Origin of the sequence: Phenylobacterium sp., assembly GCF_016793285.1 — a bacterium.
Classification (GTDB): domain Bacteria; phylum Pseudomonadota; class Alphaproteobacteria; order Caulobacterales; family Caulobacteraceae; genus Phenylobacterium.
In genome coordinates, this window is sequence record NZ_JAEUMO010000153.1 from 1 (window position 1) to 16201 (window position 16201).

General features: G+C 69.7%; 17 protein-coding genes. 8 read left to right on the forward strand and 9 right to left on the reverse strand.

Annotated features, from left to right (window positions below):
* The first annotated feature begins 26 nt into the window (after positions 1 to 26).
* Positions 27 to 314 (forward strand): hypothetical protein, encoded by a 288-nt coding sequence (locus JNL41_RS14090; protein WP_293475934.1) that lies wholly within the window; start codon positions 27 to 29, stop codon positions 312 to 314.
* Positions 315 to 382: 68 nt separating this feature from the next.
* Here the strand turns inward: JNL41_RS14090 and JNL41_RS14095 are convergent, their stop codons facing one another.
* Positions 383 to 2257 carry an ABC-F family ATP-binding cassette domain-containing protein gene (locus tag JNL41_RS14095; RefSeq protein ID WP_293475936.1) on the reverse strand — a complete coding sequence of 625 codons (1875 nt, stop codon included), beginning with the start codon at positions 2255 to 2257 and terminating at the stop codon, positions 383 to 385.
* 237 nt (positions 2258 to 2494) lie between these two features.
* On the opposite strand from JNL41_RS14095, the gene ndk reads away from it, so the two are divergent.
* Positions 2495 to 2914 (forward strand): nucleoside-diphosphate kinase, encoded by a 420-nt coding sequence (ndk, locus tag JNL41_RS14100; RefSeq protein WP_293475938.1) that lies wholly within the window; start codon positions 2495 to 2497, stop codon positions 2912 to 2914.
* Positions 2915 to 2988: 74 nt separating this feature from the next.
* Positions 2989 to 3354, forward strand: a complete 366-nt coding sequence (locus tag JNL41_RS14105; protein WP_293475940.1) for a DUF6481 family protein — start codon at positions 2989 to 2991, stop codon at positions 3352 to 3354.
* Between the two features lie 98 nt (positions 3355 to 3452).
* Here JNL41_RS14105 and JNL41_RS14110 read toward each other — a convergent pair whose 3' ends face one another.
* From JNL41_RS14110 to nthA, 4 genes are read right to left on the reverse strand one after another with little or no spacing between them, the layout of a single operon-like run.
* Positions 3453 to 3668, reverse strand: coding sequence for a hypothetical protein (locus JNL41_RS14110; RefSeq protein WP_293475942.1), 216 nt, complete (start codon positions 3666 to 3668; stop codon positions 3453 to 3455).
* 57 nt (positions 3669 to 3725) lie between these two features.
* Positions 3726 to 4061: a nitrile hydratase accessory protein gene (locus JNL41_RS14115; protein WP_293475944.1), complete on the reverse strand. Its 336-nt coding sequence runs from the start codon at positions 4059 to 4061 to the stop codon at positions 3726 to 3728.
* Entirely contained in the window at positions 4048 to 4698 is a 651-nt protein-coding gene (gene nthB / locus JNL41_RS14120; protein ID WP_293475946.1) for a nitrile hydratase subunit beta, read from the reverse strand. The genes JNL41_RS14115 and nthB overlap by 14 nt, the downstream gene beginning before the upstream one ends.
* Positions 4695 to 5306 carry a nitrile hydratase subunit alpha gene (gene nthA, locus JNL41_RS14125; RefSeq protein WP_293475948.1) on the reverse strand — a complete coding sequence of 204 codons (612 nt, stop codon included), beginning with the start codon at positions 5304 to 5306 and terminating at the stop codon, positions 4695 to 4697. The genes nthB and nthA overlap by 4 nt, the downstream gene beginning before the upstream one ends.
* Positions 5307 to 5408: 102 nt before the next feature.
* On the opposite strand from nthA, the gene JNL41_RS14130 reads away from it, so the two are divergent.
* A complete protein-coding gene (locus tag JNL41_RS14130) occupies positions 5409 to 6047 on the forward strand; it encodes a DsbA family protein (RefSeq protein WP_293475950.1) in 639 nt (212 codons plus the stop codon).
* Between the two features lie 69 nt (positions 6048 to 6116).
* Here JNL41_RS14130 and JNL41_RS14135 read toward each other — a convergent pair whose 3' ends face one another.
* Complete coding sequence (locus tag JNL41_RS14135) at positions 6117 to 7406, reverse strand: glutamate carboxypeptidase (RefSeq protein WP_293475952.1); 1290 nt, start codon at positions 7404 to 7406, stop codon at positions 6117 to 6119.
* 289 nt (positions 7407 to 7695) lie between these two features.
* Between JNL41_RS14135 and JNL41_RS14140 the strand changes: the two genes are divergently transcribed.
* The 3 genes from JNL41_RS14140 to JNL41_RS14150 all read left to right on the forward strand — a co-directional run bounded on the left by JNL41_RS14140 (position 7696) and on the right by JNL41_RS14150 (position 14147).
* Complete coding sequence (locus tag JNL41_RS14140; RefSeq protein ID WP_293475954.1) at positions 7696 to 12372, forward strand: Calx-beta domain-containing protein; 4677 nt, start codon at positions 7696 to 7698, stop codon at positions 12370 to 12372.
* A gap of 114 nt (positions 12373 to 12486) precedes the next feature.
* Positions 12487 to 13107, forward strand: coding sequence for an ATP-dependent Clp protease proteolytic subunit (locus tag JNL41_RS14145; protein WP_293475956.1), 621 nt, complete (start codon positions 12487 to 12489; stop codon positions 13105 to 13107).
* Between the two features lie 101 nt (positions 13108 to 13208).
* Positions 13209 to 14147, forward strand: a complete 939-nt coding sequence (locus JNL41_RS14150; RefSeq protein WP_293475958.1) for a glycosyltransferase — start codon at positions 13209 to 13211, stop codon at positions 14145 to 14147.
* Here JNL41_RS14150 and JNL41_RS14155 read toward each other — a convergent pair.
* The 3 genes from JNL41_RS14155 to JNL41_RS14165 all read right to left on the reverse strand — a co-directional run bounded on the left by JNL41_RS14155 (position 14144) and on the right by JNL41_RS14165 (position 15908).
* A complete protein-coding gene (locus JNL41_RS14155; RefSeq protein WP_293475960.1) occupies positions 14144 to 14401 on the reverse strand; it encodes a hypothetical protein in 258 nt (85 codons plus the stop codon). The two genes, JNL41_RS14150 and JNL41_RS14155, sit on opposite strands and share 4 nt — an antisense overlap.
* Positions 14398 to 15159, reverse strand: coding sequence for a glycoside hydrolase family 19 protein (locus JNL41_RS14160; RefSeq protein WP_293475962.1), 762 nt, complete (start codon positions 15157 to 15159; stop codon positions 14398 to 14400). The genes JNL41_RS14155 and JNL41_RS14160 overlap by 4 nt, the downstream gene beginning before the upstream one ends.
* An 83-nt stretch (positions 15160 to 15242) precedes the next feature.
* Entirely contained in the window at positions 15243 to 15908 is a 666-nt protein-coding gene (locus JNL41_RS14165; RefSeq protein WP_293475964.1) for an HAD-IB family hydrolase, read from the reverse strand.
* A gap of 222 nt (positions 15909 to 16130) precedes the next feature.
* Here JNL41_RS14165 and JNL41_RS14170 point away from each other — a divergent pair.
* A partial coding sequence (locus JNL41_RS14170; protein ID WP_293475966.1) for a hypothetical protein occupies positions 16131 to 16201 on the forward strand: 71 nt, incomplete at its 3' end.

Genomic DNA, 16201 nt, shown 5'->3' on the forward strand with positions numbered 1-16201 from the left:
GCTGCGGACCGTTTGAGGAGCGCCCAATGCACACCCGCAAGCATGACGAGGACCAGAAGAAGCGTGCCTTCACGCATGGCTCCGGCCAGGCCGCGTCCGACATGGCGTCGGACCCGCAGAAGGCGATCGAGGAGCATCGCCACATCGAGGCGCCGACGAGCCGGCCGGTCGAGCCACTGCCCAAGGGCGAGAAGCACGACCACATGGCCCAGCGCGAAGCCGAGGCGGAGGACCGTCAGGAGGCTCTGCTCGACGAGGCCATCGAGGAGACCTTCCCGGGTTCGGACCCGATCAGCCCGAAGCACATCACCTGACGCGCGTCAGGCCCTGAGACGCACGAGCACGGCCCTGCGGCGACGCGGGGCCGTTCCGATTCCGGGGGTCAGCCGCGAAGGGCCTCATAGGCTTCCTGGGCGTCGACCCATTCCAGTTCAGCGGTCTCCAGCGCGGCCTGCGCGGCCTGGCGCTTGCGGCCGAGGTCCGCGGCCTTGGCCGCGTCGGCGAAGGTGGCCGGGTCGTTCAGCGCGCGGTCGATGATCGCCACCAGTTCGGTCGCCTTGTGGAGCGCCGCCTCGGCGGCTTCGGCGCGGCGGCGCGCCGGCCCGGTCGGAACCTTCGGCTTGGCGGCGGGCGGCGGCGGCGGGGGCGCCGCCGCCGGCTCGGCCTTCACCTGGGTCGGGCTCCGCGCCGCCATCCGGGCGCGCTCCAGCACGAAGGCGGCGTAGTCCTCGAGGTCGCCGTCGAACGGCTCGATGCCGCCGTCGGCGGCCAGCCAGAGGCGGTCGGCCACCAGTTCCATCAGCGAGCGGTCGTGGGTGATCAGGATCACCGCGCCCTCGTAGTCGTTCAGCGCGTCCAGCAGGGCGCGGCGGCTGTCGATGTCGAGGTGGTTGGTCGGCTCGTCCAGGATCAGCAGGTGCGGCGCTTCCTGGGCGACCAGGTTCAGAAGCAGCCGCGCGCGTTCGCCCCCCGAGAGGTTGGCGACCGTCGTCTCCACCTTCTCGAAGCCGATGCCGTATTGCGCCAGGCGATTGCGGCGCGACGCCTCGGACGCCTCGGGCATGACCCGCCGGATGATCTCGAGCGGCGTATCGTCGGGATCCATCGCCTCGATCTGGTGCTGGTGGAACCAGCCCACCTTCATCCGCGGCGAGCGATGCAGCTTGCCCGTGTCGGCCGCGAGCGCGCCCGCCACCAGCTTGGCGAACGTCGACGTGCCCGCGCCGTTGACCCCCAGCAGACCGATGCGGTCGTCGACGTCGAGCCGCAGGTTCAGCTTCTTCAGGATCGGCGGGCCGCCATAGCCGACCGAGGCGTCTTCGAGCCGGAGCAGCGGGGGCGCGAGCGGCCGGTCGGGGGAGGGCAGGACGAAGGGCTTCACGTGCTCTTCGATCACAGCGGCGACCACCGGCAGCTTGGCGATCATCTTCAGGCGCGACTGGGCCTGGGTGGCCTTCGACGCCTTGGCGCGGAAACGGTCGACGAACGATTGCAGGTGCGCGCGCTGCGCCTCGACCTTCACGCGCGTGGCTTCCTGTAGCCGCAGCTTTTCGGTGAGCTGCCGCTCGAAGTCGTCGTAGCCGCCGGTGTAGAGGACGAGCTTGCCGTCCTTCAGGTGCAGGATGTGGTCGCACGAGTTGTTCAGCAGCTCGCGGTCGTGGCTGATCACGATGGTCGTGTGCGGGTACTTCCTGAGCCGCGCCTCGAGCCAGAGCGCGCCTTCCAGGTCGAGGTAGTTGGTGGGCTCGTCCAGCAGGAGCAGGTCGGGTTCGGCGAACAGCGCCGCGGCCAGGGCGACGCGCATCCGCCAGCCGCCGGAGAACTCAGCCATCGGCCGCGACAGGTCCGCCTGGCTGAAGCCCAGGCCGGCCAGGATCTCCGCGGCGCGCGACGGCGCCCGGTCGGCGTCGATCTCGATGAGCCGCGTGTAGATGTCGCCCATCTCCTCGGGCGGCGCCGTCTCCAGGCGCTGCAGCAGCGTGTGGCGCTCGACGTCCGCCTCCAGCACCGTGTCGAGCAGGCTGACGGGCGTCGCCGGGTGCTCCTGGTCGACCGAGCCGATCCGCGCCTGCCGCGGCACGCCGACCTCGCCGGAGCCCTGCGCCATCTGGCCCAGGATCACCTTGAACAGCGTGGACTTGCCCACGCCGTTGCGGCCCACGAGGCCGACCTTGGCGTCCTTGGGCAGGGTGACCGTGGCGTGGTCGAAGAAGCGGCGTCCCCAGGCGTCGAGGACGAGGTCGTTGATCTGGAGCATGGGAAATCCGTCGCGGCGGGGCCTCTAGCAGACGCGCGCCGCCACGTCATGCTGCGCCGCGCGTTCCGGCGACATGGAAGCCGGTTCGCCGGGGAAGGGCCGCAAGAACACAGGGCATAGGCCCGCATTTGCGCGCTCGGGCGACTTGCGTCAGGCGCGGGGATGACGATATAGAGCCCGCCACCCGCGCGAAGCACTTCGCGCACCTCCCACATTGTCAGTAGCCCCTCGGAGCCCATGACCGAACGCACCTTCTCGATCATCAAGCCGGACGCCACGCGTCGGAACCTGACCGGCAAGGTCAACGCGGTGATCGAGGACGCCGGCCTGCGCATCGTGGCCCAGCGCCGGATCAAGATGACCGACGCCCAGGCGAAGAAGTTCTACGAGGTCCACGCCGAGCGCCCGTTCTACGGCGAACTGGTGGCGTTCATGACCTCGGCCCCGGTGGTGGTGCAGGTGCTCGAAGGCGACAACGCCGTCGCCCGCTATCGCGAAGTGATGGGCGCCACGAACCCGGCCCAGGCCGCCGACGGCACCATTCGCAAACTCTACGCCGAGAGCGTGGGCGAGAACTCGGTTCACGGCTCGGACAGCCTCGAGAACGCCAAGCTCGAAATCGCCCAGTTCTTCACCGACGCGGACATCGTCGGCTGAGCCAGCGCAACCCCTTCGGCCCGGCGGGGTTCTCTCCGCCGAGCCCCTACGCTCCCCAACAGTAAAAAGTGAACATGAGAGAATCCAAGGTCATGCCTGGCTTCTCCGATCGCCTCGCCGCTCAGGCCGAGGCCCGGAAAGCCCTCCTGGCGAAGTTCAAGCCGAAGCCCACCATCCAAGCCGTCGAAGCCGAAGGCGCGTTCGAGACGACCGCGCAGAAGAAGGCTCGCGAACTCGAGGAAGTGCGCGCCCGCCGCGCCGCCGAGAAGGAAGCCCTTCGCGTCGCCAAGGAAAAGGCCGAGGAAGAGCGCCGTCTCGCGATCGAGAACGACGAGGAGCTGATGCTTCAGCTCAAGCGCGACGACCGCAAGGCCCGCAAGGCCGCCGCCAAGGCCGACGCCCGGGCCAAGCGCGAGCTCAAGGCTGCGATGCGCCGCTAGAGCATCGTGCCGAAAAGTGGTCGCCGGTTTTCGGCGATAACGATGCGAAATCAAGAATTTAGAGTGCGCTGCTTGATTCTCGAATCGCGCAGCGCGCTCTAGTCTGCGTCAGGGCCGCCGGTCAGCCGGCGGCTCAGTTCGCCATAGTAGCCCTGGATCAGGAGCTCGACGGTCTCGCCGCGCTCTTCGGCCTCGAACGCAAGGTCCTTGGCCATCTGCACGGCCGCCGAGCGCGAGAGTTCGCCGGCCACCGGCTGGCCGTCGTCGAAGACGGTCCAGTCGCCGTCCTTCAGCGTCACTGCGTATTGCACCATGCCCTGTCTCCCACGGAGCTTGAGCGTGCGCTGCGAGAAATTGGTTCCCCGCCGGGGTCACAATTCCACAGGTTTCCCGTGGGGCGTCCGAAGGTAAGCGGCTTTCCACGCGGCCTTGCGGGCTTCCAGCTCATCGTTCCGGGCCAGCTTGCGCCCCATGACCAGGCCCTCCAGCGCAGCCACCCAGTGGTCGTAGTAGCGCGTCCCGTCGTCGCCGGGATCGGCCGCCAGTTGCCTGGACAGCGCCTCGGCCCACTCGGGCCAGGTGAATGCGCCCCGCTCGTGCAGCCTCAGGGTCAGGGCGAACGCCTGCGCCTGCCAGGGCTCGGCGAACACCGGCCCCTCGGCGTCGCACGGCAGGCGGGGAAGGGCGAGGACGTCAGGCGCGCTCAAGGTAGAGCTCCCAGAGGTCGAGGCTGACGCCGTCGCCGGGGCGCGCGTCCGGACCCCAGATCTCCTGCGCGTCGAAGCGCACGCCGTAGAGGTGGTGCGGGTTTTCGCCGAGGTCGTGGGCGTTGGAGTCCGGCAGCACGTGCGCGCCGTGGCGGCGTTCGATCACGCCGACCAGGCCGCGGACGTAGCGGGGCAGGCGCGTGTGGCCGGTCGGGTTCAGGCGCTTCGCCCGCACCCGGTCGCCGACCGCGAACGCCGGCGGGCCCGCCTCGCGGATGTAGGAGTAGGGGCCGGTCAGGGCTTCGGTCACGGTGCTTGCCGGACGCACCGGCGCGGCCTTCGCGGCCTTCGGATCGGCCCTGCCGCTCGCCAGCTCCTGCGCCGTCACGTAGCCGCCGGAGACCAGCAGTTGCTCGAGCCGCGTCAGCCACTTCTCATAGTAGCTCATCCGCAGGTACTCGGCGGGCGGCAGCAGTTCCAGCCGGTGGCGGCCGGCGTCGATGTTGCTGCGGGTCGGCGACGCCAGCGTCATCGCGTGGACGCGGGCCTCCCAGGCGTGGTGGAACACCGGCTCATCGGCCTCGGGCGCCACCGGGCCCATGCCGTGCATCCCGCCCATGTCGTGGACCCCGTTCACAGCCGCGTCGTCCCGATCATGCCGTCGCGGGTGACGAGCGCCGCCAGCGCCTCCTCGCCCAGCCCCTCGGTCCCGGCCGGCCGCTCGGGGATCACCAGGTAGCGGACCTCCGCGGTGGAATCCCAGACCTTCACTTCGACGTCGTCGGGCAGCGTCGTTCCGAATTCCGCCAGCACGCCCCGTGGGTCGATTACCGCTCGCGAGCGGTAGGGCGCGGACTTGTACCAGACCGGCGGCAGCCCCAGGACGGGCCATGGGTAGCAGGAGCACAGGGTGCAGACGACGAGGTTGTGCAGCCTGGGCCCGTTCTCCACGGCCACCATGTGCTCCCCCTGGCGGCCGGTGAAGTCGAGCTCGGCGATCGCGGCCGTCGCGTCGGCCCGCAGGCGTTCCAGGTAGGCCGGATCGCTCCACGCCTTGGCCACCACGCGGGCGCCGTTGCGCGGACCCACCTTGTGCTCGTAGTGGTCGACGATGGCGTCCAGCGCGGCCGCCTCGACCAGGCCCTTCTCGACCAGCAGCGACTCCAGCGCCTTCACGCGGAGCGCGATGTCGGAGGGCGGCTCCTGCTCGTGGTCGTGGTCATCATCGTGGTGGTCGTGCGCCATGGCCGCGACGTTGGCGCCGTCGCGGCCTCAAGTGAAGACCATGCGTGACCGCAAGCGCGTTCGCTGCGATCATTCCGCCGCGCAGACGAAGGAGGCCGCGGAATGGATGGCCCGCACCTGATCTACTTCTCGGACCCGATGTGCTCGTGGTGCTACGGGTTCTCGCCGGTCATCGAGAAGATCCGCGGCGCCTACGGCAACGCGCTGCCGATCCGCCTCGTCATGGGCGGGCTGCGTCCCGGCACGGAGACGCCGATGACCGACAAGGCGAAGACCGATATCGCCGGCCATTGGCATCACGTCCACGAGGCCTCGGGCCTGCCGTTCGACCCGGCGGTGATCGAGCAGCCGGGCTTCATCTACGACACCGACCCCGCCGCCCGCGCGGTCGTGGTCGTGCGCCGCGAGGGCGAGGACGTCGCGACGCGGTTCCTGGGCGCGATCCAGCGCGGGTTCTACGCAGAGGGCCGCGACGTCACCCGGGGCGAGGTGCTCGCCGACTTCGCCGCCGACTTCGGGCTCGACCGCGAGAAGTTCCTCGCCGACTGGTCGACGGAGGAGGCCAGGCAGGAAACCTGGCGCGACTACGCCACCTCGCAGCGGGCCGGCGTCACCGGCTTTCCGACGCTGGTCGGCGGCCCCAACGCCGAGGGCGTCTACGGGGTCGTCACCCGCGGCTATTCCCCACCCGAGCAGGTGCTGGGCGTGCTCCGACAGTGGATATCCGGGATCGCGGCGTAGCTCTCCGTTCCCGCACGCGGGAAAGGGAAAGCCTCATCCGCGCGGACGCTTCCCTTCCCACCGTCGGCTCTACGGCCGGCCGGCCTCGGCCGACGGTCCCGCCTTCGCGCGACCGGGAAGGGCAGGCGGCGGGTTCTTGCCCAGGTCCATGATCAGCTTGGTCAGCAGGTAGAGGCGCGGCGTCACGCTCTTCAGGTCGATCCACTCCTTGTCCGAGTGGAAGTCGCCGCCGACCGGTCCCAGGCCGTCCAGCGCCGGCACCCCGGCCTCGTTGGCGAGCGCCGACTCCGACGCCCCGCCGTTCCCGCCGCGGCCCAGCTTCAGCCCCAGACCCGCGTAGATCGCCTCCGCGCGGTCGGCCAGCGCGTCGGTGGCGGCGTTGTTCGGCAGCGGCGGGAACGAGGTCTGCTTGCCGACGGTGACCTTGGTGTCCGGGATCGTCGGCCTGGCTGCGCTGGCCTCCAGGGCGCCGATCACGCGATCCACCTCGGCCTTCTCGCGCACCCGCAGGCTCATGGTCGCCTTGGCGTCCTCGGGGATGATGTTGTTGCGCGTGCCGGCCTCCAGGACGGTGAGGTTCAGCGTCGTGCCGTCGCCGGTCTTCGGGAACTGGTGCGTGGTCTTGAGCTGGTTGATCAGCTCTTCGGCGGCGTTGCGACCCTCCTGCGGCGCGACGCCGGCGTGGGCGGCGCGGCCCTTCACCGAGATTTCCAGCACCGTCGAGCCCTTGCGCCAGACGGTGATCACGTCGGGCGCGTCGCCGGGCTCCAGGTTCAGCTCCACGTCGGCGTCGGCCAGCAGTCGGTCGATCAGCTTGCGCGTGCCCGGCGAGCCGCGCTCCTCCGAGCTCTCGATCAGGAAGACGATCTGCTTGAAGTCCTTGAAGCCAAGGTCCTTCAGGATCTGCAGCGCGAAGAGCCCGCCGACGACGCCACCCTTCTCGTCGCCGACGCCGGGGCCGGTCACCCGCTCACCCCTCACGGCGTAGGGCCACCTGGCCACCGTGCCGGGGCCGAACACCGTGTCGAGGTGGCCGATGAGCAGGATGCGGCCCTTGCCCGTCCCCTTGAGCGTGGCGACGATATTCTCGGGCAGGTTCGGAGCCTCGGCCGGGACCTTTTCGACGGTCATGCCCAGGGCTTCCAGGCGCGGCGTCAGGACCGCGGCGACCTTGCGGCCGCCTTCGACGTCGCCGGTGCCGGAGTCGATGTTGACCACCTCTTCCAGCAGGCCGAGCTGCGCGGCCTGAGCCTTCTCGGCCGCCGCCCACACCCTGGCGTCGCGCGCCACGGGTTTCGCCGCGGCATGCGCCGAACCGGCCGCCAGAACCGCCATCGCGACCACTGCCGTAAGCTTCATCCAGACCCCCGCCTTCACTCGCAAGACACTCGCGCTACGAGCGAACTTTTCGCGGCGCGCACGAACCCTGTCGCAGTTTGCACAGACCGTCGCAACGGTGTCACGGGCCTCGGCAAATCCGGGGTCGAACCTTGCGCGCCCGAGCCCGCCAGGCGGCCTCATCGACCGGCGTTCGCATAGCCTGTGGGCGAAATGCTCACGGTGCTTGCGCCGGACCTTCGGGAGGGCTTGGGTGATCGACCGGCCTCTGGGGAGGGGCCGGGGTGCGACTTTGATGTTGGGGGTCTGAATGCCGATCGTCTTCCAGGAGAACTTCACGGGCTTCACCGCGGCCGGCTTCTCGCCGACGCCTGGCGCGGGGCAGCTCGATTCCGACGTCTGGAGGGTCGCCGGCGCCAGCGACAACCTGAACCCTGCCTTCGGGTTTACAGCCGCGACCGGCGACTTCGCGCGCGGCGTCCTCAGCGGCGACCCGACCACCGGCGGCGTCTACGCCCTGAACGCGTCGACTCCCACCTTTGGCGCGGCGCTTGTCCTTCAGCCCAGTGCGGCGGACTTCGATTCGAACGGCTTCATCGAACTGCGCATCCAGAACACGACCGGCGCGACGCTCACCAACATCACCGTGGACTTCGACTGGGTCTATCGGAACAACGCCGACCGGGCCAGCAGCATGGCCTTCTCGTTTTCCGGTAACGGATCGACGTTCACGAGCGTCCCAGACGGCGCCTTCACGACGCCGCAAGCCCTGCAGGCGGGCGCGACCTTCGTCGCCGATACCAACACCGGCCTGACGCTGACGGGCCTCAGCGTCAACGCGGGCGACTACATCTATCTGCGCTGGACGCACCAGAACGCGGCGGCGGGGTCCGGCAGCCGCGACGAGATCGGCATCGACAACGTCGTCGTGAACGCCACGCAGGGCGGCGGCGGCGGCGGCTCCACGATCAGCATCGACGACGTCACCATCGCCGAGGGCGACTCCGGCACGACCATCGCCACCTTCACGATCAGCCGCACCGGCGGGACCGAGGCGTTCTCGGTCGACTACGCCACCGCACCCGGCACGGCGACCTCCGGCGCGGACTACGTGGGCGTCAGCGGCGTCGTGAACTTCGGCGTCGGCGAGACCAGCCGGACGGTCACGGTCACGATCAACGGCGACACCGATTTCGAGGCGAACGAGACCTACTTCGTGAACCTCACGAACGCGACGAACGGCGTCACGATCGGCGACGCGCAAGGGCTGGGGACGATCGGCAACGACGACGCCCAGCCGCCCAGCGTCACCATCGACGACGTGACCGTCACCGAGGCCAATTCGGGCGTCACCGTCGCCACCTTCACGGTCACCCGCAGCGGCGGGACCGGCGCGTTCAGCGTCGACTTCGCCACCGCCAACGGGACGGGGACCGCAGGCAGCGACTACGTCGCCAACTCCGGCACGCTTAACTTCGGCGTCGGGGAACTCACCAAGACGATCGCCGTGACGATCAACGGCGACACCGCGAGCGAGCCGGACGAGACGTTCTTCGTGAACCTGACCAACCCCACGGGGGGCGCGGTCATCGCCGACGCGCAGGGCCAGGGCACGATCGCCAACGACGACGGCAGCCACTTCTTCCAGGAGAACTTTACGGGCTTCACGGCGGCGGGCTTCGCGCCGACGCCGGGCGCCGGTCAGCTCGACTCCGACATCTGGGTGGTCACGGGCTTCAGCGACGGCGCGAGCCCGGCGTTCGGCTTCACCGGCGCGGCGGGGACGGACTTCGGTCGCGGCGTCATCAGCGGCGACCCGGTCACGGCCGGCATCTACGCCACGGCCGCCGGCACGCCGACCTTCGGCGCGGGGCTGCTCTACCAACCCACGGGTGGCGAGGGCGACAATGACGGCGCGATCGTCGCGCGCCTCCAGAACACGACGGCCCAGACGCTGACCAACTTCACGGTCGGCTTCGACTGGATCTACCGCAACACCGGCGACCGCTCGAGCGCGCTGGTGTTCGAGTACTCCACCAACGGCACGAGCTGGACGACGGTCCCGGATGGCGCGTTCGCCACCCCCGCCGCCCAGAGCGGTCAGACGGTGCTGGGCGACACGAACACCGGCCTCACGCTGGGCGGCGTGATCCTGAACCCCGACGACTACGTCTATCTGCGCTGGCGGCACGATCTTTCGACCGGCAGCGGCAACCGTGACGAGGTCGGCATCGACAACGTCGTCGTCGACGCCAGTCCCGTCACCGGCGGCGTGGTCGGCATCTCCAGCCCGACGGTGACCGAGGGCGACGCGGGCACGAAACTGCTCACCTTCACCGTCACCCGCACCGGCCAGACCGACGGCGACTTCACCGTCGACTTCGCCACCGCCAACGGCACGGCGAGCGCCGGCAGCGACTACGTCGCCCAGAACGGCACGCTGCACTTCACGCCGGGCGGGCCGAACGTCCTGCAGATCCAGGTCGTCATCAACGGCGACACGGCGTTCGAGGCCAACGAGGCGTTCACGGTCACGCTGTCGAACCTCGTCAACAACAGTGGCGCGGCCGTCATCCAGAACGGCGGCGTGGGCACGGGCACAATCGTCAACGACGACGTCTCGATCGTGAAGATCTACGACGTCCAGGGCGCGAGCCACACCTCGCCGCTGCTGGGCGCGCACCTGACGACCGAAGGCGTCGTCACCGCCGTCGACACCACTGGCTCGCTGGGCTTCTGGATCCAGGACGCCGCCGGCGACGGCAACGACGCCACCTCGGACGCCGTCTTCGTGTTCACCGGGACCATGCCCACCGTCGCGGTCGGCCAGTTCGTCCGCGTCGAAGGCACGGTGGGCGAGTTCAACGGCGGCGTGGCCAACAACCTGACGATCACCGAGATCGAAAGCCCGATCGTCACGGTCGTCTCTTCGGGCAACCCGCTGCCGGCGGCGGTGGTGCTGGGCGCGGGCGGGCGGCTGATCCCGACCTCGGTGATCGACAACGACAACTTCTCGGTCTTCGACCCGCAGCAGGACGCGATTGACTTCTACGAGTCGCTGGAGGGCATGCGGGTCACGCTGCCCAACGCCCAGGCCACCGGTCCCACCACTGGCAACGCGACCTGGGCGGTCGGCGACCTCGGCGCCAACGCGACCGGCATGAACGCGGCGGGCGGCATCACCGTCAGCGCCGGCGACTTCAACCCCGAGCGGGTGCAGATCTTCTACGACACCGGCGTCTCGCCGCCCGGGGCCCAGGTCGACGCCGTCACCGGGGACCACCTGGGCGACGTCACAGGGATCATGACCTACTTCGGCGGTCAGTATGAGCTGATCCCGACGGCCGTGGGCTCCACCGGCAGCGGGCCCGTCGTGCTGCCGAAGGAGTCGACGACGCTGCGCGGGGACGCCGAGCACATCACGGTCGGCGCGCTCAATGTCGAGAACCTCGACCCCACCGATCCGCAGGCGAAGTTCGACGCGCTGGCGGCCAACATCGTCGCCAACCTGGGCGCACCCGACATCGTGGGCCTCGAGGAGGTGCAGGACGCCGACGGCGCGGGCGCGGGTACGAACTACTCGGGCCAGGCGACCGCGGCGAAGCTGATCGCGGCCATCCAGGCGGCGGGCGGGCCCGCCTACGTCTACGTCGAGATCGCGCCGACCGCGAACAATCAGAACGGCGGCGAGGCCAACGGCAATATCCGCCAGGGCTACCTCTACAACCCCGACCGCGTCGGCTTCGTCTCCGTGAGCCAGATCACCGACACGACGCCGGCCAACGGCGACACCTACGCCAACAGCCGCAAGCCGCTGGTGGGCGTGTTCACCTTCCAGGGCGAGCAGATCACCCTGATCGACGTCCACAACACCTCGCGCCTCGGCAGCGAGGAGCTGTTCGGCGCGCATCAGCCGGCGACCAACGCCGGTGACGACCGCCGCACCGAGCAGACGTCGTTCATCAAGACCTACGTCGAGGGCCTGGTGGCCGCCGATCCGGACGCCCGGGTGGTGGTCATGGGCGACTTCAACGCCTTCCAGTTCGAGACGTCGGTCGCGCAACTGGAGAGCGGCGGCGCGCTCACCAACCTCGCAGGCCTGCTGGCGGTCAACGAACGCTATTCGTACAACTTCGACGGCAACAACCAGTTGCTCGACCACATGCTGGCGTCGCCCGAACTCTATGCCGGCGCTCAGTTCGACCTGGTGCATATCAACTCGAACCAGGCCGTGGTGAACCAGACGTCGGACCACGACGGCTCGGTCGCGCGCTTCTTCATCAACTTCGATCCGAGCGCCGTCGCCGACAGCGCGACCGTCGCCGAGAACCAATCGGTGACGATCAACGTCCTGAGCAACGACACCGACCGCAACGCCGGCGACACGCTCACCCTGGTCAGCGTCACGCCGGAGACGGCCGCCGGCCACGCCTCGATCGTGAACGGCAAGGTCGTCTACGTGGCCGACGGCGATGCGGCCGACGCGCTGACCCAGGCCGGCACGATCGTCGACACGATCACCTACCAGGTGAAGGACAGCCACGGCGCGATCTCGACCGGGACGGTCAGCGTCACGGTCCGCGGCGTCGCCAACGCGCCGACGAGGAACGGCACGGCCAACGCCGACACCCTGAACGGCACGGCGCTGGACGACCTGATCAACGGCCTCGGCGGCAACGACAAGCTGACGGGCGGCGTGGGCACCGACACCCTGAACGGCGGGCTCGGCAACGACACGCTCTCGGGCGGCGTGGGCGTCGACCGGTTCGTGTTCTCGGGCGACTTCGGCAAGGACGTGATCACCGACTGGGAGAGCAAGGACGTCATCCAGCTCGACGCCGGCCAGTTCGCGAACTTCGCCTTCGTCCAGAGCCATGCCGCCGACGTCGGCGGCAACGTGGTCATCACTCTGGATGCGACACACGCTATCACCATACAAAACACGACAGTCGCGAGCCTACAGTCCAACGACTTCCTGTTCGTCTAGGGCGGGACGGGCGGCGGAGCGCGCCTGCGCCGCCCGACTCTGCCGCACACGGGCCGCCTTGCGCCGAACCCTCCGGCACGCGATATCGGGGGTTCAGCCTAAAAGGACTCCCCAATGCGCGATCCCGTCACCACCGCTCTCGGCCTCGTGCCGATGGTCGTCGAACAGACCAGCCGCGGCGAGCGCGCCTACGACATCTTCTCGCGCCTGCTGAAGGACCGGATCATCTTCCTGGCCGGCCCCGTGGAAGACGGCATGGCCAGCCTGATCTGCGCCCAGTTGCTCCACCTGGAGGCGGAGAACCCGAAGAAAGAGATCCAGATGTACATCAACTCGCCGGGCGGCATCGTGACCAGCGGCCTCGCGATCTACGACACCATGCAGTACATCAAGAGCCCGGTGATCACGCTGTGCCTCGGCATGGCGGCCTCGATGGGCTCGTTCCTGCTGATGGCCGGCGAGAAGGGCCAGCGCATCGCGCTGCCGAACAGCCGGATCATGGTTCACCAGCCGTCGGGCGGCTACTCGGGCAAGGCGCAGGACATCCGCCGCCACGCCGAGGACATCCTCAAGACCAAGGCCCGCCTGAACGAGATCTACGCCAAGCACACCGGCCAGCCGATCGAGGTGGTCGAGGAGACACTGGACCGCGACCACTTCATGACCGCCCAGGAGGCCAAGGACTGGGGCCTTGTCGACCACGTCTGGGAAAAGCGCGACGGCGACGACGACTGACGCGCCCGGCGCAGCCGAAATCGAAGGGCGTCCGGTCCGCCGGGCGCCCTTTTCGTTTGACGGCTGTTCCGCCACGGTGGGGACGGGGAGGGCGGCGCGCCTTGCGGATCTTCTACGTCACCCAGGGCGTCCACCTGACGGGCGGCCAGCTCGTGAACCTGGACCATGTCGCCGCGCTCCGCCGCCTGGGCTACGACGCGCGCCTCATCTTCATCCGCGACGAGCCCGACTTCACGCCGCAGTTCCCGCCCGGGCTCGAGTCGCCGTGGCAGGTGGGCGCGGCGGGCCTTGCGGCGGACGATGTGGTGGTGGTGGGCGAGATCTTCGGCAAGGGGGCGCTGGCGCTCGTGGACACGCCCGCGCGCAAGGTCCTGCACAATCAGGGGCCCTACTACACCTTCGCCGCCTTCCTCGACGTGGCGTCGATGCTGCGCTGGGGGTGCGAGGCGATGATCTTCCCGAGCCGGTTCGCCGCCGGCGAGGTGGCGCGGTTCGGCTGGACCGGGCCCGCCCACGTCGTCCGCCCGGCGCTGGATCCGGTGTTCGCCGCGACCACCGCGGCCCGGCGACTGCGCGTCGCCGCCACAACCAACCGCCGCCCGCAGGAATGGCGGCTGATCCGGGGCATCCTGCGCTCGCTGCGTCCGGACCTCTCGGAGGTCCCCTGGCTCGAGATCCGCGGGATGACCCGGCCCGAGGTCGCGCAGGCGATGGCGTCCAGCGAGATCTATCTGGCGCTGGGCCAGCTCGAAGGACTGGGCCTGCCGCCGCTGGAGGCGATGGCGACCGGCGCCCTGGTGGTCGGGTTCACCGGCGCCGGCGGCGCCGAGTACGCCACGCGGGGGAACGGCGACTGGTTCCCCGAAGGCGCTCATGTGGAGATCGCCGCCATGCTGGCCCGCCGCATCGACGAGCTGCGCGCCGGCAAGGCCTTCGCGGTCCGCCGCGACGCGGGCCGCGCCACCGCCGCGGCGTTCAGCCGGCAGCGGTTCGAGGCCGAGCTCGCCGCAGCCTGGGCCGCGATCGCGCCTCCGGCCTAGGCCCGCGCGCGCGCCCGCGCCGCCGCCAGCAGGGCGGCGCGTCCGTCGGCCGCCGTCACCTCGAAGCGCTCGAAGTCGCGCCCCGCCGCGTCCCGCACGTCGGCGAAGAGGCCCTTCGGGTCCTCGTGGAAGTGCAGGAACGCCCGGCCCTTGCGGTAGAAGACGCCGCGCCCGCGCTCGGCCAGGTCCAGCGTGCGCAGATCGGCCAGCAGGCCTTCGAGCGCGTCCAGGGCCGCGGGCGTGGCGTGCTTCAAGGCAGGGTCGCCAGGTAGGTCTCGGCGATGTCGGCGATGTGCCGCGCCTGGTCCTGGCCGTTGATGCAGTAGCGGGCGCCCACGAAGTCGGTCCTGCTGGCGTTCACGTAGTCCGTCAGCCGCCGGCTGGTGAAGGCCCCGGTCTTGAAGCCCTGCACCAGGATGAACAGGCTCGCGTAGTGGTCCAGGGCGAGGTCGGGGTCGTTGACCAGGTCGAGCCCGAGGATCGCGCCGTAGTGCTTGTAGTTGTCCTTCCAGGTGATCTGGACGTAGCCGCGGCCGTAGTACGGGTAGTAGCGCAGGTTCTTCTGCCGGTAGGCCTCGGCCTTCGCGCCGAGGTAGTAGGCCTCGCGCACGGGCTTGAACGTGTCGTTGGTCTCGTGCTGGGCGGTGGCGAGGACATAGGCGATCTGCGCCTTGCGGCCCAGGCCGACGGCGCGGCAGGCCGCGGCGATCGCGGCCTTCACCGCCGCCTTGTTCGCCGCCTTGGCCGCGAGCAGCGCGTCGAGGGCGGTGGTCTGCCTGCCGAGCTCGGTGAGCGACGACGGCGTGACCGCCTCGAAGTCCTCGACCTCGCCGATCGCCTGCCTGAAGCGCGTCCACGCGGTGCTCGTGTTGGCGCCGTAGAGGCCGTCGATGGGGCCGGGCACGTAGGTCAGGAAGGCCAGCGACCGCTGGACGTCGCGCATGGCGCGCTTCGACAGCGTCCTCAGGGGCGCGCCGGGCGCGATGGTCGACAGCGCGTCGAACGTGATCATGGCCGGCTCCCTCGCCGCAGAGGACCAAAGCCAAGCCCCAGGACCGCCGCGCGTCAATCACAAGTTGTTCTGGCGCAGGTCGTTCAGGGGCGGCCGCTAAAGACCCGGTAGTAGGGCTCGGCCGCCATCGCCAGCATCTCGGTGTCGCCCGAGGTGTCGCCGTAGGCGGCCCGGACCTCGACGTCCTCGCCGTAGGCCGCGCGGATCCGCGCCACCTTCTCCGGCCCGCGGCAGTTGGGGGAGGCGAAGACGCCGGTGACGCGGTCCTGGGCGTCGTAGGCGAGCGGCGTGCCCAGGATGCCGTCGGCCGCCAGGCCGCGGGCGAACGGCGCCACGACGACGTCCGGCGAGGCGGTGACGATCACCAGCTTCACCCGCTTGGCCCGCCAGCGCTTCCAGGCGATCACGGCGTCGGGGCGCAGGAGCTTTCGCGAATAGAGTTCGGCGAAGCGTCGCGCGTCGGCCTCCAGCCGTTCGCGCGGCACGCCGCCCAGGAAGACCTTCGTGGCCGCCGCCTTGATCCGGCCGCGGTCGCGGTGGAACAGGTAGGCGAGGGCGGCCGGCGCCAGGCGGACCCCACCCAGCCACCACGCTGCGGCGGGCGTCCGCCACTTCAGGAACGCGGTGTAGCTGTCGCGCACCGTGAGCGTGCCGTCGAAGTCGAAGGCGACCACCGGCGGATCCCACCCTTCCTCGACGACAGGGTCCCCCCCGACCCCCGGATCCGCGGCCTTCAACCCTTGTGCCATTTCGGCCCGTTTCCCATCTGTCGAGCGGCGCTGCCCAAGGTAGCGTCTGCGCGTCGCACATTGTCGCTCCCGCAAGCGAATGCTTGTGATCCCGGCGCGGATCGGGGAATGTCAAGACTTGGACAACCCGCGGCGCGTATCCTGCAAGACAGGGCATTTGAGGCCCCGGGGCGAGGCCGACCAGACCACCGGCCGGATTCGCTGGAACAGTGAGATGAGACCATGACCAAGGCGGCCAGCGGAGATTCGAAGAGCACCCTGTATTGCTCTTTCTGCGGCAAGAGCCAGCACGA